General features: G+C 55.9%; 23 protein-coding genes. 4 read left to right on the top strand and 19 right to left on the bottom strand.

What is annotated here, in order from left to right:
- Nucleotides 1-47: 47 nt before the first annotated feature.
- The 12 genes from gstA to blr all read right to left on the bottom strand — a co-directional run bounded on the left by gstA (nt 48) and on the right by blr (nt 10,232).
- The gene (gstA, locus tag ACOTX4_RS09775; RefSeq protein ID WP_003857598.1) at nt 48-653 is read right to left on the bottom strand and encodes a glutathione transferase GstA; all 606 of its coding nucleotides are present in this window, start codon (nt 651-653) and stop codon (nt 48-50) included.
- Between the two features lie 105 nt (nt 654-758).
- On the bottom strand, nt 759-2,267 hold the full coding sequence (gene dtpA, locus ACOTX4_RS09770; RefSeq protein ID WP_003857596.1) for a dipeptide/tripeptide permease DtpA: 1,509 nt from the start codon (nt 2,265-2,267) through the stop codon (nt 759-761).
- A 613-nt stretch (nt 2,268-2,880) separates the two neighbouring features.
- Nucleotides 2,881-3,516 (bottom strand): endonuclease III, encoded by a 636-nt coding sequence (gene nth, locus ACOTX4_RS09765; RefSeq protein ID WP_003857594.1) that lies wholly within the window; start codon nt 3,514-3,516, stop codon nt 2,881-2,883.
- Nucleotides 3,513-4,199 carry an electron transport complex subunit E gene (locus tag ACOTX4_RS09760; protein WP_003857592.1) on the bottom strand — a complete coding sequence of 229 codons (687 nt, stop codon included), beginning with the start codon at nt 4,197-4,199 and terminating at the stop codon, nt 3,513-3,515. Before ACOTX4_RS09760 ends, nth begins: the two co-directional genes overlap by 4 nt.
- A 2-nt stretch (nt 4,200-4,201) precedes the next feature.
- Complete coding sequence (gene rsxG / locus ACOTX4_RS09755; RefSeq protein ID WP_048229493.1) at nt 4,202-4,822, bottom strand: electron transport complex subunit RsxG; 621 nt, start codon at nt 4,820-4,822, stop codon at nt 4,202-4,204.
- 10 nt (nt 4,823-4,832) lie between these two features.
- Nucleotides 4,833-5,885 carry an electron transport complex subunit RsxD gene (gene rsxD / locus ACOTX4_RS09750; RefSeq protein WP_063937786.1) on the bottom strand — a complete coding sequence of 351 codons (1,053 nt, stop codon included), beginning with the start codon at nt 5,883-5,885 and terminating at the stop codon, nt 4,833-4,835.
- Complete coding sequence (rsxC, locus tag ACOTX4_RS09745; protein ID WP_063937784.1) at nt 5,886-7,907, bottom strand: electron transport complex subunit RsxC; 2,022 nt, start codon at nt 7,905-7,907, stop codon at nt 5,886-5,888. It lies immediately after the preceding gene.
- Nucleotides 7,900-8,478, bottom strand: coding sequence for an electron transport complex subunit RsxB (rsxB, locus tag ACOTX4_RS09740; protein WP_003857583.1), 579 nt, complete (start codon nt 8,476-8,478; stop codon nt 7,900-7,902). Before rsxB ends, rsxC begins: the two co-directional genes overlap by 8 nt.
- A complete protein-coding gene (gene rsxA / locus ACOTX4_RS09735; RefSeq protein WP_003857582.1) occupies nt 8,478-9,059 on the bottom strand; it encodes an electron transport complex subunit RsxA in 582 nt (193 codons plus the stop codon). Before rsxA ends, rsxB begins: the two co-directional genes overlap by 1 nt.
- Nucleotides 9,060-9,135: 76 nt before the next feature.
- On the bottom strand, nt 9,136-9,576 hold the full coding sequence (locus tag ACOTX4_RS09730) for a DUF2569 domain-containing protein (RefSeq protein ID WP_015570663.1): 441 nt from the start codon (nt 9,574-9,576) through the stop codon (nt 9,136-9,138).
- A gap of 85 nt (nt 9,577-9,661) precedes the next feature.
- The gene (gene ydgT, locus ACOTX4_RS09725; RefSeq protein WP_000217941.1) at nt 9,662-9,877 is read right to left on the bottom strand and encodes a transcription modulator YdgT; all 216 of its coding nucleotides are present in this window, start codon (nt 9,875-9,877) and stop codon (nt 9,662-9,664) included.
- A 229-nt stretch (nt 9,878-10,106) separates the two neighbouring features.
- Complete coding sequence (gene blr / locus ACOTX4_RS09720; protein ID WP_151884424.1) at nt 10,107-10,232, bottom strand: division septum protein Blr; 126 nt, start codon at nt 10,230-10,232, stop codon at nt 10,107-10,109.
- Nucleotides 10,233-10,471: 239 nt separating this feature from the next.
- On the opposite strand from blr, the gene ACOTX4_RS09715 reads away from it, so the two are divergent.
- Nucleotides 10,472-11,512 (top strand): oxidoreductase, encoded by a 1,041-nt coding sequence (locus tag ACOTX4_RS09715; protein WP_003857576.1) that lies wholly within the window; start codon nt 10,472-10,474, stop codon nt 11,510-11,512.
- A gap of 56 nt (nt 11,513-11,568) precedes the next feature.
- On the opposite strand, the gene add is transcribed toward ACOTX4_RS09715, so the two are convergent.
- The 3 genes from add to malX all read right to left on the bottom strand — a co-directional run bounded on the left by add (nt 11,569) and on the right by malX (nt 15,480).
- The gene (gene add / locus ACOTX4_RS09710; protein WP_015570661.1) at nt 11,569-12,567 is read right to left on the bottom strand and encodes an adenosine deaminase; all 999 of its coding nucleotides are present in this window, start codon (nt 12,565-12,567) and stop codon (nt 11,569-11,571) included.
- A 96-nt stretch (nt 12,568-12,663) separates the two neighbouring features.
- Nucleotides 12,664-13,836 (bottom strand): MalY/PatB family protein, encoded by a 1,173-nt coding sequence (locus tag ACOTX4_RS09705; RefSeq protein ID WP_063937782.1) that lies wholly within the window; start codon nt 13,834-13,836, stop codon nt 12,664-12,666.
- Nucleotides 13,837-13,887: 51 nt separating this feature from the next.
- On the bottom strand, nt 13,888-15,480 hold the full coding sequence (gene malX / locus ACOTX4_RS09700) for a maltose/glucose-specific PTS transporter subunit IIBC (protein ID WP_003857569.1): 1,593 nt from the start codon (nt 15,478-15,480) through the stop codon (nt 13,888-13,890).
- 179 nt (nt 15,481-15,659) lie between these two features.
- On the opposite strand from malX, the gene ACOTX4_RS09695 reads away from it, so the two are divergent.
- Entirely contained in the window at nt 15,660-16,688 is a 1,029-nt protein-coding gene (locus tag ACOTX4_RS09695; RefSeq protein ID WP_003857568.1) for a Mal regulon transcriptional regulator MalI, read from the top strand.
- A gap of 101 nt (nt 16,689-16,789) precedes the next feature.
- Here the strand turns inward: ACOTX4_RS09695 and ACOTX4_RS09690 are convergent, their stop codons facing one another.
- On the bottom strand, nt 16,790-18,316 hold the full coding sequence (locus ACOTX4_RS09690; protein ID WP_045336538.1) for a YdgA family protein: 1,527 nt from the start codon (nt 18,314-18,316) through the stop codon (nt 16,790-16,792).
- 99 nt (nt 18,317-18,415) lie between these two features.
- Complete coding sequence (gene manA, locus ACOTX4_RS09685) at nt 18,416-19,591, bottom strand: mannose-6-phosphate isomerase (protein ID WP_003857564.1); 1,176 nt, start codon at nt 19,589-19,591, stop codon at nt 18,416-18,418.
- Nucleotides 19,592-19,790: 199 nt separating this feature from the next.
- Here manA and fumA point away from each other — a divergent pair, with 199 nt between their 5' ends.
- A complete protein-coding gene (gene fumA / locus ACOTX4_RS09680) occupies nt 19,791-21,437 on the top strand; it encodes a class I fumarate hydratase FumA (RefSeq protein WP_032609072.1) in 1,647 nt (548 codons plus the stop codon).
- Nucleotides 21,438-21,619: 182 nt separating this feature from the next.
- A complete protein-coding gene (gene fumC, locus ACOTX4_RS09675) occupies nt 21,620-23,014 on the top strand; it encodes a class II fumarate hydratase (RefSeq protein ID WP_045332164.1) in 1,395 nt (464 codons plus the stop codon).
- Here fumC and tus read toward each other — a convergent pair whose 3' ends face one another.
- Both tus and rstB read right to left on the bottom strand, forming a co-directional pair.
- Complete coding sequence (tus, locus tag ACOTX4_RS09670; RefSeq protein WP_023314048.1) at nt 23,015-23,944, bottom strand: DNA replication terminus site-binding protein; 930 nt, start codon at nt 23,942-23,944, stop codon at nt 23,015-23,017.
- Nucleotides 23,945-24,018: 74 nt separating this feature from the next.
- The gene (gene rstB / locus ACOTX4_RS09665; protein ID WP_045332162.1) at nt 24,019-25,317 is read right to left on the bottom strand and encodes a two-component system sensor histidine kinase RstB; all 1,299 of its coding nucleotides are present in this window, start codon (nt 25,315-25,317) and stop codon (nt 24,019-24,021) included.
- Nucleotides 25,318-25,473: the final 156 nt, after the last annotated feature.

Genomic DNA, 25,473 nt, shown 5'->3' with positions numbered 1-25,473 from the left:
GTAGGCCGGGTAAGCGTCAGCGCCACCCGGCTCCTCAGGCCGCTCCGTTAATTCAACCCTTCCGCTTTCAGCGCCGCCGCCACCGCAGGACGCTCCGCCACGCGCGTCATATACGATGCGACATGGTCTAATCCTTCCATGTTCAACTTAACCGCGCGCGCCCAGCGCAGAACGGTAAACAGATAGGCATCGGCGATAGTGAAACGCGAGCCACAGATCCACTGGTCGTCTTTCAGCGCGTCGTTAACGTACTGCAACTTTTTCTCCAGCAGCGCGCGCACGGTAGGTTTGTACTCTTCTGGCGTGTCCGGGCGGAACAGGGGCGTAAAGCCTTTGTGCAGTTCGGTGGCAATATAGTTCAGCCACTCCAGCGTTTTATAACGCGCAATGCTGCCGGTGGGGGCAAGGAGCTGACGATCCGGTACGTTGTCCGCCAGGAATTGCATAATCGCCACCCCTTCGGTCAGCAGGGTGCCATCATCCAGCAGCAGGGCCGGAACCTGCCCTTTTGGGTTAATCGCAAAAAAGTCATCCCCGTTTTCCAGGCGCTTTTTCATCAGGTCAACGCCGTCCAGCGTGAAATCTTTACCGCTCTCGCGAAGCGTAATATGGGAAGCAAGAGAGCAGGCGCCCGGTTTATAGAACAGTTTCATCGGTAACTCCTTTTTGCTGAGGTTCCAGCTATGTTAGTGCGCGTTCGGATAAAAAAAAAGCCGCTAATCAAATAGCGGCTTCTGTTCAGTCGTTTCCCGATGACATTACGCGTTCGCGGTTTTAATCGCTTTAGCGGATTTGTCGTCGTCCTGCGTCATACGATTCAGTTTAGGTGCGGTCAGCAGCATCAGTACGGCAATCACGGCGGTCGCGATACCAATTTGCATGAACACGGTGCCGTAGACATTCAGGGAAACCAGCGGGTCGGTAACGTTGTCTGGTACCGCCATCAGGTTCGCAATCTTACCTGCGATGATGGCCGCGCCAGCGGTAGTCAGGAACCAGCTACCCATGATGAAGCCCATCAGACGCTGAGGGACCAGCTGCGCAACCATCGCCAGGCCCAGACCGGAGATCATCAGTTCACCGATGGATTGCAGCGCATAGCTCAGGATCAGCCAGTTAACAGAAACGATACCCGCGTCGGTCGCGAATTTCGTCCCCAGCGGCAGCACCAGGAATGCGCCAGAGCACAGCACCATACCGATAGCGAACTTGTGCGGCATTGGCAGACGGTCGCCCATCTTGTTATAGATAGCGGCCAGAATCGGGCTACCAATCATGATCCAGAACGGGTTCAGTGCCTGATACTGCTCCGGCTCGAACGCGATACCGAGGATGGAGTGCTCAACGTTGCGGATAGCGAAGAAGTTCAGAGACGTTGGCATCTGGCTGTACAGAACGAAGAAGATGATCGCTTCCAGCATCAGAATGAACGCCACAATCATCTTACGACGTGCCGCACCCTGCATCGCGAAGGCTTCTTTCGCGAAGATAATCACGATACCCAGCGCAACCACGCCCAGTACGGCACGTGCAACGCCCTGGTTATGCAGCAGCCAGGTGGCGACAGCGGCCAGGATCACGATGCCGACGATGGTTGCCAGCAGTTTGCCCATGTGCACGGGTTCGAAGTCTGGTTTTGAACCATAGTCTTTAACCCAGCTACGGCAGAACAGGAAGTTCACAACGGTGATCAGCATACCCACGAAGCTCAGCGCAAACGCTACGCTCCAGCCGAATTTTGCGGCCAGCCATGGGGTTGCCAGCATAGAGAAGAAGGAGCCGATGTTGATGGACATGTAGTACATGGTAAATGCACCGTCCAGACGTGGGTCATCTTTGCTGTAGCAGGTAGAGAGCAGGGAAGATGGGTTCGCCTTGAAGAGGCCGTTACCTACCGCGATGGTAGCCATGCCCATGTAAACCACACCTGCATCGTGCCCGGACCAGGCAACCAGCCCATAGCCAATCGCCAGAACAACGGCGCCCAGCATAATGACTCGTTTAGTACCGAGGACTTTATCGCCTAACCAGCCGCCGATAGCGACGAGGCCATACACCAGGGCGCTGAAGGAAGAGAATAGCGTGATGGAATCGGCTTCAGACATACCCAGCTGTTTAACCAGGTAAACCGCCATGATCCCTTGCAGGCCGTAGTAGCCAAAACGTTCCCATAATTCGATAGAGAAAATGAGATAGAACGCTTTAGGCTGTTTGAAAGCGTTAAGACTTACGCTCTCATCTGTTGGTTTATTGTTTGCAGTAGACACATATACCTCTTTTTTTACATCCCATATTAACGGGGGTGTTCATAGCGTGATGACCGTAGTCCATCCGCTTTATAGTTATATTGGGAGGGGAAACGGCGGGTAATGTTCACTATCCAGCCCCATCTGGCAATACGTTTGTAATAATCTGTTACATATAACTCTGACGGTATAATCATCGGTTCACGCAAATGTTATGCAGCTTTAAATTTCATTGGTTGAAAATTAGTGGTTTTTTTGACTGTGAGCGACCCTGTTTGATGGCTGTGTGGCGATATGTTCTGCTATTTCGGGTAATTGGCAGTGATATAGCCCATGTTCTGAAAAATGACTGGTCTTATGTGCGGTGTGGAATAGACGAAATCTTGTCTGATAAAGGGGTTGGGCGGGTTTTAACAACAAAAATCCAACATCAGGTTATCAGAGTGATCGCGATCACAGATGTATAGAAATTTTTGGTGATGAAAAAACTATTAACCTGTTTGAGTGTTAAATGACCGAAGAATCGACAATGCGTAAAGGAGAAAGAGAGGGCAATTTATGGTCAAATGAGAAGATATCAGAGCCCTTGTTAATTCTAAGGGCTTGAACAGGTAAGAAGTAAGGTGGTTTACGCTCAGGGATAGACTTTTTCTTTGTATTCGCAGAGATCTTCGATAATGCAGGAACCGCAGCGTGGCTTACGGGCAATACAGGTATACCGTCCGTGCAGGATCAGCCAGTGGTGGCAGTCCACCTTAAATTCCGCAGGAACGACTTTTAACAGCTTCTCTTCAACCTCTTCCACGTTTTTACCCGGCGCGAAACGGGTGCGATTTGAGACGCGGAAGATATGGGTATCCACGGCGATGGTCGGCCAGCCAAACGCCGTGTTCAGCACCACATTTGCCGTTTTACGCCCGACGCCCGGCAACGCTTCCAGCGCGGCGCGATCTTCCGGGACTTCACCGCCGTGCTTCTCCAGCAGGATCCGGCAGGTCTTAATGACGTTTTCGGCCTTGCTGTTAAACAGGCCAATGGTCTTGATATAGGATTTCACACCTTCAACGCCCAGCTCCAGCATGGCCTGCGGCGTATTGGCGACAGGGTAGAGCAGGGCCGTGGCTTTATTGACGCTCACGTCCGTCGCCTGTGCAGAGAGCAGCACCGCGATCAACAGTTCAAACGGCGAGTTAAAGTTCAGCTCTGTCGTTGGATGAGGATTCTCATCGCGCAGGCGCGTCAGGATCGCAATGCGTTTCTCTTTATTCATACTGCTTTCTCGGGGATCCCTTCCTGTACGCTGCGTTCAGCGGCGCGGCGTTTACGTTTTTCATCAATCAGGTATTTTAACGCCAGCATCATCCCAAGGCCAATGAAGGCGCCAGGAGGTAGCATGGCCAGCAGGAACGGGGTGTCCGTATGGAACACCTCAATACGCAGCGACTTCGCCCAGCCGCCAAGCAGCGCGTCCGCACCGTCGAAGAGCGTACCGTTGCCCAAAATTTCACGCAGAGAGCCGAGGACGAACATGGCGGCAGTCGCGCCCATGCCGATGGAAAACCCATCCAGCGCGGATATGGCCGGATTGTTTTTCACGGCGAAGGCTTCAGCGCGGCCTACGACAATACAGTTAGTCACGATAAGCGGAATGAAGATCCCGAGCGACTGGTACAGGCCAAATGCGTAGGCGTTAATCAGCATTTGCACGACGCTGACCACCGACGCAATGATCATGACATAAATCGGAATACGGATTTCTGACGGCGTCCAGCGGCGCAAAACAGAAATGGAAAAGTTAGTCAGGGTCAGCACCAGCGTGGTCGCCAGCCCCAGCCCGAGCGCGTTGGTGGCGGTAGACGTCACCGCCAGCAGCGGACATAGCCCAAGCAGCTGCACCAGCGCGGAGTTGTTCTTCCAGAGACCCTGGACGATAACCTCTTTAACCTGGCTCATGGTCACTCCTCACAGGTGGAAAGATGATTGATCTGCGCGGGCAGCGTTTCGGCATACAGCCCGGCGCGCTTTACGGCGTTGACCACCGCGCGCGGGGTAATCGTGGCGCCCGTAAACTGGTCAAATTCGCCGCCATCTTTTTTCACCGCGAAAGCAGGATCGTCCTCGCCATGAATCATCTTTCCGGCGAAGTGTAAGATCCAGTCGCTTAAGCGTGTTTCAATTTTGTCGCCAAGGCCCGGCGTTTCGTGATGCTCCGTCACGCGCGTACCCAGTACGGTGCCGGAAAAATCGCTGCCCACCAGCAGCTGAATCGCACCGGAGTAACCGTCCGGCGCGGTGGCTTCCATGACGGCGCCCACGGGGTTATCGCCCTTGCGGGCAATATAAACGCGATGGGGTCCTTTACCAAGCTGCGGAGCCTGCACTACAAAGCAGCTTTTTTGCAGGTCATTATCGTAGAGATCGGATGGGATCACCTGATCGAACAGCGCTTTTTGCTGCTTTATTGCCTGCTCTGCAATGGTGGTTTTCGTCAGTTCATTTACCAGCGCGGTCAGCCCGGTGAGGGCGGCGGCGAAGATCGCCAGCGTGACGCCGTGTTTTTGCATTGTCTTGAGCATGGCGCGACCCTTAGCGATGACCGTACACGCGTGGACGCGTGTAGTAGTCGATGAGCGGAACGGTGATGTTAGCCAGCAGCACGGCAAATGCCACGCCGTCCGGATAGCCGCCAAAGCTGCGAATAAGCCAGACCAGCAAGCCTGCCAGCGCGCCGAAAATCAGTCGACCACGGTTGGTGGTAGAGGCGGTGACCGGATCGGTCAGAATAAAGAATGCCCCGAGCATGGTCGCGCCGGAGAGCAGATGGAGCTGCGGGCTGGCCAGTGACTCAGGTGAGATAACCCAGCCGAGCGTCGAGCAGACGGCCAGCGTCACCAGGAAGCTCACCGGAATATGCCAGCGGATCGCCTTCTGTTGCAGCAGGAACGCGCCACCCAACAGGTAGGCCAGATTGACCCACTGCCAGCCAGCACCTGCCAGTACGCCGCTGTAAATAGACGATTTCATCACCTGCTCCACGCTCTGTCCGGCACGCAGGGAGGTTTTGAAGGTATCGAGCGGAGTGGCCTGACTGATGCCGTCCACGCCCATGCGAAGCGCGTTCATTTCTGCGCCCAGCGCGGTGTGGCCGGTAAAGATAACGTGCAGGGCATCCATAAAGCCGGGCACCGTGGCGGCGATCTCATGCGGCGGCAGCCAGCTGGTCATCTGTACCGGGAAGGAGATCAGCAGTACTACGTAGCCAATCATCGCCGGGTTAAACGGGTTATGGCCCAGCCCGCCGTACAGCTGCTTGGCGATGATCACCGCAAACACCGTTCCCAATACCACCATCCACCACGGGGCTAACGGGGGAATGCTGATGGCCAGCAACAGGCCGGTCAACAGGGCGGAGTTATCGCTCAGGATGCGAGTCACCTCCATTTTGCGCAGCTTCAGGATCGCGGCTTCCGCTGCGACGGCACTGGCGCAACCCAGAACTAACTGGAAAAGCGTACCCCAGCCGAAAAACCAACACTGTACGGCAATACCTGGCAGCGCGGCCAGGCACACCAGCATCATAATACGCGATGTCTGGCGCTGGTTATGGGTATAAGGGGAACTTGCAATTCTGAAAACCATTTAATCCTCGTTAACGGCTTGCTGCACGGCTTTCTTTGCCTGAACGCGCGCAATCGCGGCGGCGACTGCGGCTTTGCGTGGATCGTCATTAGCGGCCGCAGGCAGTTCGTCCTGCTGTGCCGCTTTTCGTGCTTTGGCACGGGCGATGGCCGCTTCAACGGCGGCTTTACGCGGATCGACAGGGGCTTCACTCTCTTCGGCAGGTTGTAGCTGTGCCGCTTTACGTGCTTTGGCGCGGGCGATAGCGGCTTCAACGGCCGCCTTGCGCGGATCCGTCGCTTCCTGTTCAACCACCACTGTCTGCTGACCGGCTTTGCGGGCTTTTGCCCTGGCAATAGCCGCTTCCACCGCCGCTTTACGCGGGTCGATGTCGGCTTCCGGTTTGGCGTTTTGCGCTTTCTCCGCCTGACGCGCGCGTGCTTCGGCTTTCCGCGCTTCGCGGGCTGCAATCGCTTCGCTGTTGTCCGGTTTTTCTCCCGGAGCGATCACAACCGTCTGGGCGGCGGTGGCTTTCTTCTCGCGTACGCGGGCCAGGGCTGCGTTAATGGCATCCTGATCTTTCGCCGCAGGCTGCACGGCAGCCTGCTTATGGCGTTCCTGACGGGCTTGTTTCTCGCGCTCCAGTCGCGCCTGGCGCGCTTCAAAGCGGGCCTTCGCTTCAGCGGCACGTTTTTCTTCCATGGAGATGGCGTAGATTTCAGCTTTCTCCTGACGGAAATACTGCACCAGCGGAATATTGCTTGGGCAGACCCAGGCGCAGGCACCGCATTCAATACAGTCAGCCAGGTTATGCGCCTGGGCTTTATCGTGCAGCTGGCCTTTGCTGTACCAATACAACTGCTGCGGCAGTAAATCTGCCGGGCATGCGTCCGCACAGGCGCTACAGCGTATGCAACCTTTCTCTTCCTGCGTTTCGCCCATCTCCGTCAGGGAAGGGGCGAGCAGGCAGTTGGTAATCTTCACCACCGGCACATCAAGCCACGGCAGGGTAAAGCCCATCAGCGGGCCGCCCATAATGACCAGTTGATCGCTACCCGGGCAGAAGCCAGCCTGTTCCAGCAGATGACGCACCGGCGTACCCAGACGCGCCCAGATGTTGCCGGGACGGGAGACGGACTCGCCGGTCAGCGTGACGACGCGCTCGGTCAATGGCTCGCCGTCAATCACCGCACGTTTCACCGCGTAGGCGGTCCCCACGTTTTGCATCAGCACGCCGATGTCGGACGAACGGCCCCCGTGGGGGACCTGTTTGCCGGTCAGGATCTGCGTCAGCTGTTTTGCCCCGCCGGACGGATATTTGGTCGGGATCACGCGCAGGGCGATATCATGGCTGTCCGCCAGTACCGCACGCAGCATCGAAATGGCCTGCGGTTTATTGTCCTCAATACCGATCAGCACTTCGCGGGGTTGCAGGATATGCGCAAGAATGCGAATACCTTCCACCACCTGCGCGGCACAGTCCTGCATCAGACGGTCATCGGCGGTGATGTACGGTTCGCACTCGGCGGCGTTGATGATCAGCGTTTCGATTTTATCGCCGCCGCCGTGAAGCTTAGCGCCGGTCGGGAAGCCTGCGCCCCCCAGACCCGCCACGCCGAACTGATGAATGCGTTCAATCAGCGCTTCACGGCTGTGGGAACGGTAGTCGCTCCAGCCGTCACGCTCGATCCAGCGGTCTTCACCATCGGCTTCAATGATCACGCTCAGCTCAGACAACGCCGACGGATGGGCAACGGTATGGAGGGCAACAGCCACCACCTTACCGGAAGTCGGGGCATGTATCGGTAACATCCGTCCGCGACCAAAGGTCAGCGGCTGGCCGCGAAGAACGCTATCGCCTTCTTTCACGCACAATTCGCCTTCCGCGCCGATATGCTGTTTCAGGGGCATAACGTAACGGGTCGCCAGCGGGATCTGGCGCAGCGGCGTGCCGTTAGACTGCGATTTCATCTCAGGCGGATGAATGCCGCCGTCGAAATCCCAGATCTTCTCTTTTCTGAAGGCAGAAAATAACTTAAGCATGTTGTTCCACAGGAATATTGCGAACCGGAATGGTCTGAAGGTCCCACTTCCAGTTTTCGGTAGTCGTTTCAACCGGGCGCAGTTCTATACACTGCGTCGGGCAGGGCGCCACGCAGAGATTACAGCCGGTGCACAGATCCGCCACAACGGTATGCATCGCGCGCGTTGCGCCCACAATGGCGTCAACAGGACACGCCTGAATACATTTTGTGCAGCCAATGCAGTTGGCTTCGTCGATAACAGCAAGGGCACGAACAGGCTCCTGGGCCTGTTCATCGCCGTCGACAGGCTGGGGATCGACGTTCAGCAGGGCAGCTATTTTAAGCATGACCGCTTCGCCACCCGGCGCGCAGCGGTTGATCTTTTCTCCCTGCACGCCCACCGCCTCAGCGTAAGGGCGGCAGCCAGGGTAGCCGCACTGCCCGCACTGGCTCTGGGGTAAAAGTTCATCAATTTTTTCAACCACCGGATCGTCCTCCACCGCAAACCGGCGGGAGGCGTAACCCAGAATGATGCCAAAGACGAGTCCCAGCACGCTGATGGACGCGATGGCAATCCAGATAGCACTCATTACAACTTCACCAGACCACTAAAGCCCATAAAGGCCAGAGACATTAAACCTGCGGTCACCAGAGCGATGGCGTTACCGCGAAACGGCGCGGGAATATCCGCCGCGGCCAGACGCTCGCGAATCGAGGCGAACAGGACCATAACAAAAGAAAAACCGACCGCGGCGGAAAAACCATACAGCGCCGATTGCAGGAAATTATGCCCAAGGTTGATATTCAGTAGCGCCACGCCCAGCACCGCACAGTTAGTGGTGATGAGGGGCAGAAAAATACCCAACAGGCGATACAGGGCAGGGCTGGTTTTCCGCACCACCATTTCGGTAAATTGCACCACGACCGCAATGACCAGAATAAAGGCCAAAGTGCGCAGGTAGAGCATGTCGAGCGGGATCAGGATCCAGGTATCAATCAGCCATGCGCAAATGGAGGCCATCGTCATCACGAAGGTGGTTGCCAGCCCCATGCCCATTGCCGTCTCCAGCTTTTTGGAGACGCCCATAAACGGGCACAGGCCAAGGAACTTCACCAGTACGAAGTTATTCACCAGCACAGTTCCGACAAAGAGCAGTAAGTAATCGGTCATTATTTAGCCTGAAATAAAATAGCCGCCTATTATCGGATAAACGACAACAGGCCACAACAGGTTAACTGTAAGGTTATTACGGGTTGACAAAGGTCTTCTTAACGCGCGTCGAACGCTTGAAATAAGGGACCAGAAGCGCCGTCGCCAGTAGCGGAAACAGTAACTGGCGAACCGCCAGCGCGTCAGACACAGGCGAGAAAGCGAACGCTTTGACAGCCAGCAGCACGGAGACCAGCAGCCAGATAATGTAATGCTTTGGCACGCTTTTGCGGCGTTTGAAGAAGGCGATAGTCAGCCACAGCGTGTAGTACCACATCGCGATCGCGAAAACGAACGACACAAACCACGTCGCAATATTGAGCGCACTCTGGGACATCAGTGTCTGGATAGCATGAGGCGTAACCAGTGCGGTGGTGTAAAGCAACAGCGCCAGTGAAGCGCTTAATAATGCCACCAGCAGCCATGCCAGCGGGGCGATTAACCAGCCCCCAATTCTCTCTCCAGGCAATGCGGTCATACGCTCTCCCATAGTCTGCGCGAAATGTTATACAGAAATTTGCAGGGCGGAGAGTATATAACATTTCACGCCGAAGGCTACTTTCTTATACAACGTAACGCCATACGGATTTAGGCACTTCCCCCACATTGAACAGACGACCGCCAGAGACCAGTTCGGCGCGACGATGGTCAGCAGCGCGGTACATATTGATGATGTCCTGATTATCCGACAGCGTGTAGTTCAGATGGTCAAACAGTTTTTCCAGGCTTTCAAGGGAATTGATCTTGCGAAATTTTAATAAATAGTCCTGAACTGTCATATTAATAAGTTTCCATATAAAAGGGTAATACCCATAAAGGTAATGCGTTCGAATAATAAACGGATTAATAAAGACGTAAACTGTCCACTCGGGTAACGCGACGAAATTAGGAGTTTTCTTTGCGAAGAATCAGGCATCAGGAGATGCCTGAAAGAGAAGGGTAACCCCGTTCATTACGGCTGGCAATATGTTCCATGACGTAATGTGTCACGCTTTATGACGACACGGCTTACTTTTGTTGTGCGACAGTCACAGGCTCCGGCGGCTGGTAGTTATCGATATGGCTGGCAATGCCGAGCAACACGACTGAAACCCCAAGGACAATCCATCCCGCTAATTCAATGATTCGATTAATTATTGACGTCATAATTTGTGTTTGTAATTTATCCATAAATACAGATTACAAATGTTACAGCGCCCTTTTCTTCAGAGCAAGCGCTTTGGGAACGATTCCCCGGCCCCCTATGCGCACTTTAATGCGAGGTAACAAAAAACGCTGTCGTGAGATGCTATTTTAACTCACAGGGCACATTATTAATGTGTGCGTTAAGCACAAGGCCAGTGATAAATAAGCGCACAGCGAGGGGGCAAACGATGAGTGAAAACATCCGCGTCGGTCTTATTGGCTACGGGTACGCAAGCAAAACCTTTCATGCACCGCTGGTTGCCGGCACGCCGGGAATGGAACTGGCGGCCATCACAAGCAGCGATGAGACTAAGGTCCGCGCCGACTGGCCAGCTGTGCCGGTGGTAACGGAGCCTAAGCATCTGTTTAACGATCCTAATATTGACCTTATTGTCATTCCTACCCCTAACGACACTCATTTCCCCCTGGCGAAAGCGGCGCTGGAGGCAGGCAAACATGTTGTTGTCGATAAGCCCTTCACCGTGACGTTGTCACAGGCGCGCGAGCTGGATGCGCTGGCGCGAAGTCTGGGTCGGTTATTATCGGTCTTTCACAACCGGCGCTGGGACAGCGATTTCCTGACGGTCAAAGCGCTGCTCAACGAAGGCACGCTCGGCGAAATTGCCTTTTTTGAGTCGCACTTCGATCGTTATCGTCCGCAGGTGCGAGATCGCTGGCGCGAGCAGGCGGGACCGGGCAGCGGCATCTGGTATGACTTAGCGCCGCATCTTCTCGATCAGGCCGTTCATCTGTTTGGTCTGCCCGTAAGCATGACGGTCGATTTAGCGCAGCTCAGGCCGGGGGCGCAGACCACCGACTATTTCCATGCCATTTTGAGTTATCCGCAGCGGCGCATTGTGCTGCACGGGACAATGCTTGCGGCGGCGGAATCGGCCCGCTATATCATTCATGGGGCGCGCGGCAGCTATGTGAAGTTCGGCCTGGATCCGCAGGAAGAGCGCCTCAAAAATGGCGAACGCTTACCGCAGGAGGACTGGGGCTACGACATGCGCGACGGGGTGGTGACGCGTGCGGAGGGTGAGGCGCTGGTTGAAGAGACGGTATTGACCCTGCCGGGGAACTATCCGGCGTATTACGCCGCCATTCGTGACGCGCTGAACGGTTCAGGTGAAAATCCGGTTCCCGCAAGCCAGGCAATCCAGATTATGGAGCTCATTGAGCTGGGGATTGAATCTGCCAAACATCGCGCAACGCTCTGTCTGGCATAAGTGCCAAACGCTTTCGTAGGCCGGGTAAGCGCAGCGCCACCCGGCAGTAAAGAGGACTACTGAGCAACTTTATCGCGCAGCGCCTGTTTCTCTTCAGGCGTCAGGAAGGCGATCTCCAGCCCGTTGATTTGCGCCTGACGGATCTGCTCGCGGCTCAGCCCGGCCTGCGGCGCGGCGATGTTGTATTCGTGAATAATATCCACGCCCTGAACCGCCGGATCGTCCGTGTTCAGTGAAGCCAGCACCCCGTGTTCAAGGAAGGTTTTCAGCGGGTGTTGCGCCAGCGATGCCACTGTACTGGTCTGAATATTGGAGGTCAGGCAGGATTCGATTCCAATACGTTGTTCGGCGAGGAAATCCATCAGCGCGCGATCTTCAATGGCTTTCACGCCGTGACCAATACGTTCCGCACCCAGTTCACGAATGGCCTGCCAGATGCTTTCCGGCCCCGCGGCTTCGCCTGCATGAACGGTAATATGCCATCCTGCATCACGTGCGCGGTTGAAATGAGACAGGAACAGGCTGCCCGGGAAGCCCAGCTCGTCACCGGCGAGGTCGATGGCGGTGATCTGGTCGCGATGCGCCAGTAATGCTTCCAGCTCCTGAAGACAGGCCGCTTCACCGAAGGTACGGCTCATAATGCCGATCAAACGCGCCTGAACGTCAAAGGTTTTACAGCCTTCACGCACGCCTTCAATGACCGCTTCAACCACGCCCGCTACGGGGAGATTGTGGGTCATCGCCATATAGCCCGGGGAGAAACGCAGTTCGACATAGTGCAGGCCGTTGCGCGCGGCATCTTCGATGTTTTCAAAGGCGACACGGCGACAGGCATCGACCGAGGCCAGCATCTTCACGCCCCAGTCGAGCTTGCTCAGAAAGCTCACCAGATCCGGTTCGTTCGACGTGACCTGAACATGGGGGATCAGGGTTTCAAGCGTTTCGGCAGGGAGGGTTAAATTGAACTGGCGACCAAGATCGAGAATGGTTTGGGCACGAATGTTTCCGTCGAGGTGGCGGTGAATATCAGTTAAAGGCAGGCGTGTATCAATCATGGTCGCACTCTTTGCTGGTTAAAGTGCGCCATATTATAAAAACAAAACGGGGTAAAAAGCTATTTGCGCAAGGGAATATTCCGTTGCGCAAATGATTTACAGCAGAGTGTTGATGCCAGCGATAAGGCGCTGAACGCCCTGTTCAAGCTTACTACGCGGACAGCCAGCGTTCAGTCGCACATAGCCTTTACCTTCATCCCCATAGGTATATCCCGGCATGATGGCCACTTTTTGCTGTTCAATCAGCACGTTTTGCAGCGTCTTGTCATCAATGCCAAGCGGGCTGAGATCGACCCAGGCCAGATAGGTTGCCTCTGGCGGTTGCCAGTTGAGTGTCGGAAATGCACTGTTTAGTTCGCGAGCAACATACCGCAGATTCTCTTCGAGATAGGTCCGCAGCGCGTCCAGCCACGGTTCGCCCTGCCGGTAAGCAGCAATGTGCGCGGTCAGCGCCAGCACGGAAGGGGAAGAGAGTCCGTCCCGACCTTTTAATGCGTTCAGATAGGCGTTACGGCTGGCATCATCGGCGATAAGCCCCCAGGCGCCCGTCAGCGCCGGAATGTTGAAGCTTTTGGAACCCGAGGTCAGCAGCGCCCATTTACCGCGCGCAACCTCATTCCACGGGGTGTGACGATGCATGCCCCATACCATATCCATATGAATTTCGTCGCTGATCACCGCTACGTCATAACGTTCACACAGGGCCGCCATTGTGGTCAGCGCCTCCCGAGTCCAGACTTTTCCGGTCGGGTTTTGCGGGCTACACAGCAGCAACACCTTGTTTTCCGGTTTTGATAGCGCCGCTTCCAGCGAGGCCATATCCCCCTCCCAGCCATGCGCTGTTTTCTGCATCGGCACGGAAACAACGGTACGCTGGTTGCCTTCGATGGCTTTATAAAAGGCATCGTAAGCCGGAGTATGGACCACCACGCCGTCGCCAGGCGAGGACCAGAGGCGGATCAGTTCCGAGACCATATAAATGACCGACGGCCCATACACCACGGTTTCGGTATCAATCTGACTGTTAAAGCGTTGCCGGAACCAGTGCGCCACGGCGGCCAGAAATTCTTCATTTTTCCAGCGACTGTAACCAAACACCCCGTGGTTTATTCGCTGGTGCAGCGCATCGGTAATGCAGGGGGCGGTGGCGAAATCCATATCAGAGATGGTGAAGGGCAGCAGGTCGGCTGCGCCAAAACGGTCAGCGACATAATCCCACTGGGTACACCAGGTGCCGTGTCGATCCACGACGGTTGAAAAATCAAACATGACGGTGCTCCGTAAAGTAAAACCCCCTCATGACGAGGGGGGGGCGAGGCATCAGGCTTCGACGGTTCGCATCAGGGTTGCCAGCTCATCCTTCACTGACTGTACCTGCGGGCCAATGACGACCTGCAAATTGTGCTGATTTAACTGTACTACGCCAATAGCCCGGTTAGCTTTAAGTGCGTTGGTATCCACTTTGGACATGTCCGCCACCGACAAACGCAGGCGGGTGATGCAGTTATCCAGAGAGGTAATATTATCCGCACCGCCCAGCGCCGCCAGAATAGCCGGCGTGTTATATCCGGATTTCCCAACGGTACCGGCCACCGCCTGTTCAACGCTGGTGGCCGTATCGGTATCGCGGCCAGGCGTTTTCAGGTTGAAGCGGGTGATGGCGAAGCGGAAGATCCCGTAGTAAACCGCGAACCAGATGGCGGCCACAACCGGCACCAGATACCACTTGGTGGACAGGCCGTGCAGGATACCGAATACCACGAAGTCAATCACGTTACCGTCGGTGTTACCGATGGTCACACCGAGCACAGCCATCACGGTAAAGCCCAGGCCCGTCAGTACGGCGTGGATGAGGTACAGTACCGGTGCCACGAACAGGAACAGGAACTCGATAGGTTCTGTCGTACCGCCCACCACGCAGGCAATAACGCCGGAGATCAGCAGACCTTTAATTTTATGACGATTTTCCGGACGGGCACAGTGGTACATCGCCAGCGCAGCACCCGGCAGGCCGCCGAGGAAGGCAGGCATTTTACCCTGAGAAAGGAAACGCGTCGCACTTTCAGAGAAGCCGTGAGTGGCCGGGCAGCTCAGCTGGGCCTGGAAGATGGTCAGCGCGCCGCTAACGGAATGACCGCAAACGTCCATGGTGCCGCCTGCTTCCGTAAAGCGGATCAGGGCAACCAGGATGTGCTGTAAACCAAACGGTAGCAGCAGACGTTCACCCGTACCGAAAATCATCGGGCCGAAATCACCCGCGCCGTTGATAATGCGGCCAATCCCGGTGATCCCCATGGCAAAAATCGGCCAAATCAGAGGGATGATCAGACCAAACAGACCCATCACAACCAGCGTAATGATTGGCACAAAGCGGGTCCCGCCGAAGAAGGCCAGCGCATCGGGCAGGCGGATGTTGTGGAAGCGCTCGTGCAGCATCCAGATAATCACCCCCGCGATCACGGCTCCAAGGATCCCGGTATCGATGGACTGAATACCAATCACGCTCTGAATGTTATTGGCTTTCAGTACCGCCGCGTCGGTCGTCGGCAGGATCCCTTTGGCGGTCAGCCAGAAGTTAACCGCAAGGTTCATGACCGCATAGCCAACGAAGCCCGCAAACGCCGCCACGCCTTTGTTTTCGCGCGCCAGACCCAGAGGAATGGCGATACAGAACATTACCGGCAGGAAGCTAAAGGCAAACGATCCGACTTTGCTCATCCAGATGAAGATCGCCTGAAGTACCGGATTTCCCAGGAAAGGGATCAGGGTAATGACGTCATGACTGCTTAACGAGCTGCCGATCCCCAGCATAATCCCGCAAAAAGAGAGAAGCGCCACGGGCAGCATAAAGGTTTTACCCAGTTGCTGGAAAAACTCCCACAGCGATATTTTTTGTGCTGCTTTCGTCGTCATAAAACGACTCCTTAAATGGTAGAAAGAGATTTAACGACCTCGATGGGGCGAGAAGATAAAACGTTTTATCAAACTTTAGTGCGCGCTAAATCACATTCTCAGGCTTTTACTGGTAGTATAAAGATAACGTATTGATAAAACGTTTTAGCGATCTCATTATCAAGGAGTCACGCCACCACATGGCTGTAGCGAAAAAGATCACCATCAACGATGTCGCGCTGGCGGCGGGGGTTTCCGTCAGCACCGTTTCGCTGGTATTAAGCGGGAAGGGGCGCATCTCTCCTGCAACGGGTCAGCGCGTCAACGAGGCCGTTGAGCAGTTGGGCTTTGTGCGTAATCGCCAGGCGTCGGCGCTGCGCGGTGGGCAAAGCGGGGTGATAGGGCTGATCGTTCGCGACCTCGCGTCGCCGTTTTATGCAGAACTGACCGCCGGGCTTACCGAGGCGCTTGAAGCGCAGGGGCGAATGGTTTTCCTGCTCCACGGTGGGCGCGAACCGGAGCAACTGCTCTCCAGGCTGGATTTGCTGCTGACACAAGGGGTGGATGGGGTAATCGTGGCCGGCGCGTCCGGCGTGGGCAGTGAATTGTGTGAGCGCGCGGCGCAGAAAGGCGTACCGCTGGTGTTTGCGTCGCGCGCCAGCTATCTCGACGAAGCCGATACCCTTCGACCGGATAACATGCAGGCCGCGCAAATGCTGACCGAGCATCTTATTCATCGCGGCCATCAGCGCATCGCCTGGCTCGGCGGTAAAAGCTCGTCCCTGACGCGTGCCGAGCGGGTGGGCGGTTACTGCTCCACGCTCATCAAATACGGCCTGCCGTTTCACAGCGAATGGGTGGTGGAGTGTGAATCCAGCCAGAAAAAAGCCGCGGAAGCCATCGGCACGCTGCTTCGCAACAGCCCGACGATCAGCGCGGTGATTTGCTATAACGACGTTATTGCGATGGGGGCGTGGTTCGGTTTGATCCGCGCCGGACGCCAGAGCGGTGAGGGCGGGGTAGAAACGTTCTTCGGCCATCAGGTGGCGCTGGGGGCGTTTGCAGATGTCGGTGAAAATGCGTTAGACGATCTCCCCATCGTCTGGGCGACGACGCCGGCTCGTGAAATGGGGTACACCCTGGCAGAACGAATTATGCAGCGCATTGAAAATACGGACGTGCAGGCCGGGCATCAGATTGTGGCTGCGCGCTTAGTGACGGTGAAGTAAACGCTTTGCTTTCACGGGCCTACAACGGCTCAGGATCGGAGGCCGGGTAAGCGTCAGCGCCACCCGGCAATAAAAAACCCCTCATGCGAGGGGTTTTTCGTTTACTGCTGCGGTACTGCCGGCGGCGCAGCCGGTTCGGCCGGTTCAGGCATGCCCAGCGTCGGCATACCAAACATACCGACAAACTCTTCCAGCGGCATTTTGTCGCCGTTGAGCGTCACCTGGCCATTAGCATATTGCAGGCTGGTGGAAATGGTGTTTTCTTCCACCTTCGTGATGCGGAACATCTGGCCCATCGCCGCCAGGCCTTTCACCTGTTGGTTTGCCAGTTTACCTGCATCTTCTTCACCATACCCTTCGAGTTTCGCAATCTGCGTCATGAACTCGGTTGCCATATCCATCGGGATGGTCAGCTTGCTGTCGAGCGATTTCACGCTGCGGTCAACTTCCTGCGCCAGGGTCTGCGGCTCGCCGGTCGTGGCTGCCGGATCCTTCAGGAACAGCGACAGGTTGAAGTTGGTTTCGCCTTTGCCGTTTTTCCAGCTCAGGGGCGCAACGGTAATCACCGGCTCGCCCTTCAGCAGGATCGGCAGGTTATTAAACAGCACCGTCATCGCCTGCTGCTGGTAAGCCTGTGGGTTCTGTTGCAGGGCGGCATCGGTCAGCAGAGCCTGGCTCTCTTTACTGTATTTCTGACTGAATTCGTGCCACGCCTGGCCGTCAATGTTGCCGATTTTCAGGGACAACTTACCGGTACCCAGATCCTGATTCTGTACTTTCAGGCTTTTCAAGCTGTAATCCAGCTGGGTGTTGATGCTTTTACCGTCTTTGGACACGTCAGACTTACCGTCCAGATCCATGCCTTCAAGCACCGCCATCTCTTTGCCTTCGATCGCAATGGCGATCTTATCGAGGCTCAGTTTCTGGTCGCCGATACGCTCATCAAAATCAGTCATACGGCTATTGCCGCTGGCTTTCAGGTTGTTGAAGGTAAGCTGCACCTTCTGGTTATATTCATTGACTGAATTCACCAGGCCGCTGGCGGCATCGCCGGTCAGGGAGACATTCTTGCCGTCGCGATCGGCATCAAGCTGGAAATTACCGCCGCTGAAGGCGACTTTATCAGTGCCTTGTTCGTAATTCAGGGCTTTCAGGTCGATGTCGGAATGCGTATCACCGGCATAGCTGATGCGGGTATTGATCTCAAACGGCGACTCATTTTTCGCCATATCGAAAATCGGCTTCGTCACCTCGTTATTCACCAGTACGGTTCTGGCGGATGCCATAGAGGGGATCAGGTTAAACTTTTTCAACTGCGCCAGCGGGAACGGACCGTGGCTGACCACTTCATCCAGCACCACGCTCTGGCCCGGTTTCAGCCAGGCGTTCTGATTACCCGCAACCGGCTTCACCACCACCTGCATATGGCTGGTAAACACGCCACGCTGGTAGTTCTGATAGCTCAGCTCCAGACCTGCTTCAGGCGCGCTGCGCTTAATCTCGCTGTTTGCCTGCGTCATCATCTCTGCCAGACGGCTTTCCAGCTGTTTCCCGGTATACCAGGAAGCACCCGTCCAGATCACGCCTAAAGCAACAATCACTCCTACCGCTACGACCGATTTTTTCATTGCGATTATCCCTAAAATGAAACCAGGCGGTTAAAACCGCCTGGTGTTACAACGCCTGTTACTAGCTTAGCAAGAGTTGTTAAAAAATTCAGTAAGTCCCTAAAGCTTATTAAAAACACGCGCCAGGCGACCGGTGCCGCTCACCCGGACAGGCGACTCGTTTGCTGCGACAAAGGCGGATTCACCCGGTTTGAGCACCAGACGCTCGCTATCTTTGTGCAACGTCGCTTCGCCTTCCACACAGAACAGGATCGCGGCGCTCTCCTGTGCAATGGCGGTTTCGTCTGCGCTGAGGTCGTGCAGGGAGAAGGCAAAATCGTCAACCGGAATCGGGAAGTCCAGCTCTGCGCCGTTTTTCACCGGCTGAGTAAGCAGCTCCGCAGCAGGTTTCGCCACAAACTTCACGTTGGCAACCAGCTCAGGGATGTCGATGTATTTTGGCGTCAGGCCCGCGCGCAGTACGTTATCGGAGTTAGCCATCACCTCCAGTGCCACGCCGTTGAGGTAGGCGTGCGGGGTTTCAGCGAACAGGAACATCGCTTCGCCCGGGTTGAGCTTCACCACGTTCAGCAGAAGCGGAGAGAAGAGACCGCTGTCGTCCGGATAAAACGCGGAAATTACGCGAATGGTGTCCCATGGCTCACCCTGCTGGCTGTTCAGCGCGGCTTTCAGCACCGCCAGCGCGTGTGATTTTTCCTCGCCCTGCATATTCAGCAGGCTGGCAAACAGCTCGCTCAAGGCTTCTGCGTTCGGGTTTTCCAGGAAGTGGGCGATCGCGTTGTGAGCCCCGGCGACCGGTTGCAGCAGGGAGATGATCTCGGAAAACTCGCGGAAGGCATTCATCGCCAGAAAAGGGGTGAGGGCGAAAACCAGTTCCGGCTTGTGGTTAGGATCTTTGTAGTTACGCTCTGCGGCGTCTAACGGAATACCGGCGGCATTTTCTTTGGCAAAGCCCAGCTCAGAGGCTTTTTTGTTCGGGTGAACCTGAATGGAGAGCGGCTGGTCGGCGCACAATACCTTGAACAGAAACGGCAGCTCACCAAACCGATTCGCCACTTTATCGCCGAGCAGTGCGGCTTTGTCGGCGTCGATGACGTCACGCAGGCTGCGAACCTGACCGCTGGCATCTTCAATTTTTGAGCTGCTCTTCGGGTGCGCGCCCATCCACAGCTCTGCCATCGGCAGGTTGTCCGGGTTGGCGATACCGTAGAGATCCGTTAACGCAGTTTTACTTCCCCAGGCGTAGTTTTGCACTGAGTTGATGAGTTTTTGCATTATCAAGCCCTGATTCATATGTGGAATTAACTCCGCGTATTAAAGCAATAAACCGAATGGAAGTAACCTGCGGATGTAAAAAGTCGTACTAGTCTCAGTTTTTGTTAAAAAATTGTGTAGGATAAGCTGACTCGCTTTTAAGCCGGGCAGCGGAACATCTGCCCTGAATAAACAGACCGAAGCAGTAAGTGAGAGAACAATGTCGAATAAACCCTTCCATTATCAGGATCCTTTCCCCCTCAGTCAGGATCAGACCGAGTATTATCTGTTAACCCGCGATTACGTTACTGTCTCTGAGTTTGAAGGGCAGGAGATCCTCAAAGTTGACCCGCAGGGGCTGACGTTGCTGGCGCAGCAAGCCTTCCATGATGCTTCCTTTATGCTCCGTCCGGCGCATCAGCAGCAGGTTGCTGATATCCTGAGCGACCCGGAAGCCAGCGAGAACGATAAGTACGTTGCCCTGCAATTCCTGCGTAACTCTGATATCGCGGCGAAAGGCATTCTGCCGACCTGCCAGGACACCGGCACGGCGATTATCACCGGTAAAAAAGGCCAGCGCGTCTGGACCGGCGGCGGTGACGAAGCGGCGCTGGCGCGCGGCGTTTACAATACCTACACCGAAGACAACCTGCGCTATTCGCAAAACGCGGCGCTGGATATGTACAAAGAGGTGAACACCGGCACTAACCTGCCTGCGCAGATTGACCTCTACAGCGTCGACGGTGACGAGTACAAATTCCTCTGCATCGCCAAAGGCGGCGGTTCAGCCAACAAAACCTATCTTTACCAGGAAACCAAAGCGCTGCTTACCCCGGGCAAGCTGAAAAACTACCTGGTCGAGAAGATGCGTACCCTCGGCACCGCGGCCTGCCCGCCGTACCATATCGCATTTGTGATTGGCGGTACGTCTGCCGAAAGCACCCTGAAAACCGTTAAGCTGGCCTCAACCAAATACTACGATGGCCTGCCAACGGAAGGTAACGAACATGGTCAGGCGTTCCGCGACGTGCAGCTTGAGCAGGAACTGCTGGCCGAAGCGCAGAACCTGGGGCTGGGCGCGCAGTTTGGCGGCAAATACTTCGCGCATGACATTCGCGTGATCCGCCTGCCGCGCCACGGTGCTTCTTGTCCGGTGGGGATGGGTGTTTCCTGTTCAGCGGACCGTAACATCAAAGCGAAGATCAACCGCGACGGCATCTGGATCGAGAAGCTGGAGAACAACCCGGGCAAATACATCCCTGAAGAACTGCGTAAAGCGGGCGAGGGGGAAGCGGTTCGCGTGGACCTGAATCGTCCGATGAAAGAGATTCTGGCGCAGCTTTCGCAGTATCCGGTCTCGACGCGCCTTTCCCTGAACGGGACGATTATCGTGGGCCGCGACATCGCCCATGCGAAGCTGAAAGAGCGCCTGGACAACGGCGAAGGGCTGCCGCAGTACATTAAAGATCACCCGATCTACTACGCAGGTCCGGCAAAAACGCCTGATGGATATGCTTCCGGCTCGTTAGGCCCAACCACGGCGGGCCGTATGGACTCCTACGTCGACCAGTTACAGGCCAACGGCGGCAGCATGATCATGCTGGCGAAAGGCAACCGCAGCCAGCAGGTGACGGACGCGTGCCACAAGCACGGCGGCTTCTACCTCGGTAGCATCGGTGGCCCGGCGGCGGTGCTGGCGCAGGGCAGTATCAAGAGCCTTGAGTGCGTGGAGTACCCGGAACTGGGTATGGAAGCGATCTGGAAAATTGAAGTGGAAGACTTCCCGGCGTTCATCCTCGTGGATGACAAAGGTAACGACTTCTTCAAACAGATCCAGTCTTCCCAGTGTTCGGCGTGTGTGAAGTAATTCTGTAAATTGCCGGGTGGCGCTGACGCTTACCCGGCCAACATTCTCGTAGGTCGGGTAAGGCGCAGCCACCACCCGACATCAAAAAGAGCGCACAAAGCGCCATAACGTTTCTCAGAAGTCATCAATACTTATCTCTTAAGCATGTGAGCAATCCCATCTTTGTTATCAAGGAGTAAGTAATGACAATGCATCGCCGCGAGAAAGACTCCATGGGCGCCATCGACGTCCCGGCCGACAAGCTATGGGGCGCACAAACCCAGCGTTCGCTGGAGCATTTCCGCATTTCGACAGAGAAAATGCCCGTCTCGCTAATCCAGGCGCTGGCGTTGACCAAACGCGCTGCCGCAAAAGTCAATCAGGATCTGGGCCTGCTGGATGCCGATAAAGCCACCGCCATCATCAATGCCGCCGACGAAGTGCTGGCGGGCAAACATCCCGACGAATTCCCCCTTGCCATCTGGCAGACCGGCTCAGGCACCCAGAGCAACATGAACATGAACGAGGTGCTGGCGAACCGCGCAAGCGAGTTGCTTGGCGGCGTACGCGGCATGGAGCGCAAGATCCACCCGAACGATGACGTGAACAAAAGCCAGAGTTCCAACGACGTGTTTCCGACGGCCATGCACGTGGCGGCCGTCATCGCAATCCGCGAGCAGCTTATCCCGCAGCTCAACGTGCTTAAATCTACGCTTAACGAGAAAGCGCAGGCCTTCCGCGACATTGTTAAAATTGGTCGTACGCACCTTCAGGACGCCACGCCGCTGACGCTCGGCCAGGAGATCTCCGGCTGGGTGGCGATGCTGGAGCACAACCTTAAGCATATCGACAACAGCCTGCCGCATCTGGCGGAGCTGGCGCTCGGCGGAACGGCGGTGGGCACTGGGTTAAACACCCATCCCGAGTACGCGGTGCGCGTGGCCGAAGAGCTGGCGAAGATTACCGGGCAGCCGTTTGTTACCGCTCCGAATAAATTCGAAGCGCTGGCGACCTGTGATGCCCTGGTGCATACCCATGGCGCGCTGAAAGGGCTGGCGGCCTCGCTGATGAAAATCGCCAACGACGTGCGCTGGCTGGCCTCCGGCCCGCGCTGCGGCATCGGCGAAATCAGCATTCCGGAAAACGAGCCGGGCAGCTCCATTATGCCGGGCAAAGTGAACCCGACCCAGTGCGAAGCCATGACCATGCTGTGCTGTCAGGTGATGGGTAATGACGTGGCGGTTAACATGGGCGGCGCGTCGGGTAACTTCGAGCTTAACGTCTATCGACCGATGGTGATCCACAACGTACTGCAATCGATTCGTCTGCTGGCCGATGGCATGGAGAGCTTTAACGAGCACTGCGCGGTGGGCATTGAGCCTAATCGCGAGCGAATCAGCCAGCTGCTGAATGAGTCTCTGATGCTGGTAACGGCGCTGAACACCCATATTGGTTATGACAAAGCGGCCGAAATCGCTAAAAAAGCGCACAAAGAGGGGCTTACCCTGAAAGCCTCTGCGCTGGCGCTGGGCTACCTGACGGACGCCGAGTTTGATGCCTGGGTCCGACCGGAAGCGATGGTGGGCAGCCTCAGATAATCACTGCGCCACATACAGGTGCAGCCGCGGAATAATCAGCTGTAGCGGCTGCGCCTGGGGTTTATATCGATGCTGAACGTTTTCAGCATCGTAGTTCAGCAGTTCCCCGATATCCGGCACCACCGCACCCTGATCGGCATCATAGAGCGCAATCAGCGGCGTCGGGCAGGCGTATTGCACCTGCTTTTGTTGACCGGCATACCAGACACGGGCGATAGGCTGCACCTTCACCGGACGCTTTATTTTAAGACGGGTATCAGCTGGCAGGGAGGCAATGCTGTGGTACTCCTGCTCCAGCCGTTCAATCCACTGTTCCCGCGACCACGGGGCGACCGTTCGCGGCGATTTCAGGCTTTTTTCCAGCTGCGCCAGGATCTCGTCCCGCGCGAAATTTTTAATGATGTGCTTGTTGGCCCAGCCGAAGCGCAGCGTGGCGGGATGGCGCAGTACCGTCAGCGTGCGGTAGGCATTCAGGGTGATCAGCCCCGGAAGCTGGCGATGCACCCATTCAAAACGGGCAGCCGGTGCCAGCCCGGACTCAACGGTTACAATCTTCTCAAAGGCGGCTTTTAGCGTATTGATATGCGTAATCTGCGCCTCAATTCCTTCACGCGTTGCGGCATCCGTTTGCAAGCAGATGACGCCGGGCAGGCGAACGGCGGCCTTACTGCTGCGATTTTCGGACTGCTGCTGGATGAAAAGGCGACGATAGTGCTGCAACGTCATTTCCAGCGCCGCCTTGCCAACATGCTGCGTCACCTCAATGGTGTTCAGCGGGTCGTGCTCTGCGCCTTTTGCCACCTCGGGCAGGGAAAAGACGCGGGCGGCCAGCAGGCGGCAGTCCTGAAGTTGCCCCGTGAGGGTCAGTAACGCCTGCTCTATTTCCCGAAACGTGGTGTTAAGCCTTTCGATGAGATCGTAAGTTGTCATGGCAGCCCTTAATTAGTTACAACATACTATTGATATAGCACAACACGCCGGGTCAGGCCAGCGTGCGGTTTAGGTCAGGCAGGTACGGGAAGGGGCATGTTGTGATAGATCGGCCAGCTAAAGACGAACCGGGCCCCACCCAGCTCGCTCGCTTCGCAGCGAACCGAACCGCCCATCGCCTGGGCAATAGAACGGACAATAGCCAGCCCCAGACCACAGCCGCCGGTAGCCCGGTCGCGGCTGGGATCGAGGCGCACAAACGGCTCAAAAACTTTTTCACGCTCCGCCGGCTCAATGCCGGGGCCATCGTCTTCCACACACAGAATCGCCTGGCTTCCCTGCAAATCTAAACCTATGCGCAGCGTCGTTTCGCTGTAGCGCATGGCGTTGTTCATCAGATTATCCAGCACGCGTTCCATCAGGCGCATGTCCAGTGCGCCGTACGCGCCGGGGGTAATGGCTGTCAGCAGTTTTCGCTGAGGGTTAACGCTCTGCACATCGTTAATATGCGTCTGTAGCCAGACGGGGAGATCCGGTGTACTGAGGTGCAACTCCGTCTGAGGCCGATCGAGGCGGGCATAGGTCAGCAGCTCTTCAATTAGCGCTTCAAGCTGGCCAATATCCCGATTGAGCGCCTGCGATTCCGCCCCGGTGAGGTTCTCGCTCATCTCCAGGCGATAACGCAGGCGTACCAGCGGAGTGCGCAGTTCATGCGCAATGCCATCGATCAGCTGCTTCTTGCTGGCAATCAGGGCGTTGATGTTATCGGCCATCTGGTTAAAGGCAATACCGAGCCGGTCAAAACTGGAACCACTGTCGAAATGTATGCGTTCAGTTAAATGACCCTCCCCAAAACGCTGTGCGGCGGATTCCAGTTTCAGCATGTCCTGCCAGTGCGGTCGCATCCAGATGAATACAGGGAAAGCGAGCGAGATGGCAATAAAGCCCAGCAGGGCGAGATCCAGCAGGCGCATCTGGTGCAGGTAATAGAGATAGGGCACCGGCCCGACGGCCAGGACATAATGGCTGCGCGGAATACGCTGAATGAAGGTATATTTCTCGTCCAGCGCGACGATGTCTCCATCGCGCAGACGCTGCATCGCAGGCGGCGCTAAGTCAAAATCCTTCATGGGTTCGATACGCAGATCAAACGACAGATTCAGATCCAGCTCTTTTAACGTGCGCGCCCAGTCATGAGGTGGTATTTCTCGCAACTCGCTACGCATCAGGTAGAGCGAGCTTTTCATCAGATCGTCGAGGGATTGTCTGCCCGCGCGCTCTGCGGTGAATTTGTAGACCAGCCCGACCAGCATGGTCATCACCAGAAAGCAGACAAACAGCAGAAGGTAAAACTGCACAAACAGCTTTTTCATTAATCTCACCGAAACAGGGGCTTCACTACACGTCTTTTACCAGCAGGGTCGCCATGGGCGCAAGTCAGGCATGATGAGTTGAAAAGGGTAATTGTCGAGAGGTATTTCAGCGCGGCATCGCTTTATTCCATCAATGCCCGGAAAATCCGTTTACGT

It is taken from the genome of Enterobacter cloacae complex sp. IR5459, assembly GCF_049238005.1.
GTDB classification, from domain to species: Bacteria; Pseudomonadota; Gammaproteobacteria; order Enterobacterales; family Enterobacteriaceae; genus Enterobacter; species Enterobacter hormaechei_C.
This window is presented reverse-complemented; position numbering and strand designations above follow the sequence as displayed.

Excerpts from the sequence above, each read along its gene's own strand:
- gstA (WP_003857598.1), bottom strand. The coding sequence starts at position 653 with ATGAAACTGTTCTATAAACCGGGCGCCTGCTCTCTTGCTTCCCATATT.
- nth (WP_003857594.1), bottom strand. The coding sequence starts at position 3,516 with ATGAATAAAGAGAAACGCATTGCGATCCTGACGCGCCTGCGCGATGAG.
- ACOTX4_RS09760 (WP_003857592.1), bottom strand. The coding sequence starts at position 4,199 with ATGAGCCAGGTTAAAGAGGTTATCGTCCAGGGTCTCTGGAAGAACAAC.
- rsxG (WP_048229493.1), bottom strand. The coding sequence starts at position 4,822 with ATGCTCAAGACAATGCAAAAACACGGCGTCACGCTGGCGATCTTCGCC.
- rsxD (WP_063937786.1), bottom strand. The coding sequence starts at position 5,885 with ATGGTTTTCAGAATTGCAAGTTCCCCTTATACCCATAACCAGCGCCAG.
- rsxC (WP_063937784.1), bottom strand. The coding sequence starts at position 7,907 with ATGCTTAAGTTATTTTCTGCCTTCAGAAAAGAGAAGATCTGGGATTTC.
- rsxB (WP_003857583.1), bottom strand. The coding sequence starts at position 8,478 with ATGAGTGCTATCTGGATTGCCATCGCGTCCATCAGCGTGCTGGGACTC.
- rsxA (WP_003857582.1), bottom strand. The coding sequence starts at position 9,059 with ATGACCGATTACTTACTGCTCTTTGTCGGAACTGTGCTGGTGAATAAC.
- ACOTX4_RS09730 (WP_015570663.1), bottom strand. The coding sequence starts at position 9,576 with ATGACCGCATTGCCTGGAGAGAGAATTGGGGGCTGGTTAATCGCCCCG.
- ydgT (WP_000217941.1), bottom strand. The coding sequence starts at position 9,877 with ATGACAGTTCAGGACTATTTATTAAAATTTCGCAAGATCAATTCCCTT.
- ACOTX4_RS09715 (WP_003857576.1), top strand. The coding sequence starts at position 10,472 with ATGAGTGAAAACATCCGCGTCGGTCTTATTGGCTACGGGTACGCAAGC.
- add (WP_015570661.1), bottom strand. The coding sequence starts at position 12,567 with ATGATTGATACACGCCTGCCTTTAACTGATATTCACCGCCACCTCGAC.
- ACOTX4_RS09705 (WP_063937782.1), bottom strand. The coding sequence starts at position 13,836 with ATGTTTGATTTTTCAACCGTCGTGGATCGACACGGCACCTGGTGTACC.
- malX (WP_003857569.1), bottom strand. The coding sequence starts at position 15,480 with ATGACGACGAAAGCAGCACAAAAAATATCGCTGTGGGAGTTTTTCCAG.
- ACOTX4_RS09695 (WP_003857568.1), top strand. The coding sequence starts at position 15,660 with ATGGCTGTAGCGAAAAAGATCACCATCAACGATGTCGCGCTGGCGGCG.
- ACOTX4_RS09690 (WP_045336538.1), bottom strand. The coding sequence starts at position 18,316 with ATGAAAAAATCGGTCGTAGCGGTAGGAGTGATTGTTGCTTTAGGCGTG.
- manA (WP_003857564.1), bottom strand. The coding sequence starts at position 19,591 with ATGCAAAAACTCATCAACTCAGTGCAAAACTACGCCTGGGGAAGTAAA.
- fumA (WP_032609072.1), top strand. The coding sequence starts at position 19,791 with ATGTCGAATAAACCCTTCCATTATCAGGATCCTTTCCCCCTCAGTCAG.
- fumC (WP_045332164.1), top strand. The coding sequence starts at position 21,620 with ATGACAATGCATCGCCGCGAGAAAGACTCCATGGGCGCCATCGACGTC.
- tus (WP_023314048.1), bottom strand. The coding sequence starts at position 23,944 with ATGACAACTTACGATCTCATCGAAAGGCTTAACACCACGTTTCGGGAA.
- rstB (WP_045332162.1), bottom strand. The coding sequence starts at position 25,317 with ATGAAAAAGCTGTTTGTGCAGTTTTACCTTCTGCTGTTTGTCTGCTTT.